Annotated in this window: 2 protein-coding genes; both read left to right on the top strand. The window is 51.9% G+C overall.

All coding sequences use genetic code 11. The annotated features are described in order from the left end of the window. On the top strand, nt 1–202 hold a 202-nt coding region (locus BN1115_RS22720), incomplete at its 5' end, for a hypothetical protein (RefSeq protein WP_208597772.1). A 40-nt stretch (nt 203–242) separates the two neighbouring features. After that, the gene (locus tag BN1115_RS22605) at nt 243–383 is read left to right on the top strand and encodes a hypothetical protein (RefSeq protein WP_167335574.1); all 141 of its coding nucleotides are present in this window, start codon (nt 243–245) and stop codon (nt 381–383) included. The last annotated feature ends 128 nt before the right edge of the window (nt 384–511 follow it).

The following is a 511-nucleotide window of genomic DNA, read 5'->3' as shown; positions in this document are numbered from 1 at the left end:
GAATCCTCTCACACCGACCATTTTCCCCGAGAATAGCCCAGTCAAACGACTGGGCTATTTTTTGCCTCCGATTTATCGTCCTGACGCGGCCTGCCCATCAAGCACAAAAAACACTCAGAACCACTTGAATCTTTTTGCCGAACTCTTTAAGATGCGCAACTTTCCGCCGGTAGACAAAACAGGGAGGTGGAAACACCAGTGAAGGGATCACTGTCCGGCTTGCGTTCAACACAGGACCAGGCATGCACCAGACCACAGATCTCACACCCGCCAATACGCTTTATTCCGTTCCTCACGACACCCCTTGCCATACCGAAAACGAAGATGAACAGGTCGTCCAGCTCGATGTGATCGATCTTGCCGAACCGGATGATGACTATTGAGCCCGGCCAGATGGCCGCTCAATCCCCGGCGCATCGCCTGTTCAACGCCCTCCGTTTCCCGCCCTTGGCGAGAAATCAGCAAAAAACGACAAACTGCTAATTCTATCTAGGATGGCAGTATTATTGAC

The organism is Aeromonas allosaccharophila (genome assembly GCF_000819685.1).
In the GTDB taxonomy this organism is placed as follows: Bacteria; Pseudomonadota; Gammaproteobacteria; order Enterobacterales; family Aeromonadaceae; genus Aeromonas; species Aeromonas allosaccharophila.
The sequence above is the reverse complement of the archived record's forward strand: the minus strand, read 5'-3'. Positions and strand labels throughout refer to the sequence as shown.

What these genes read in the sequence shown, in the direction of transcription:
- BN1115_RS22605 (WP_167335574.1), top strand. Translation starts at nt 243, where the DNA reads ATGCACCAGACCACAGATCTCACACCCGCCAATACGCTTTATTCCGTT.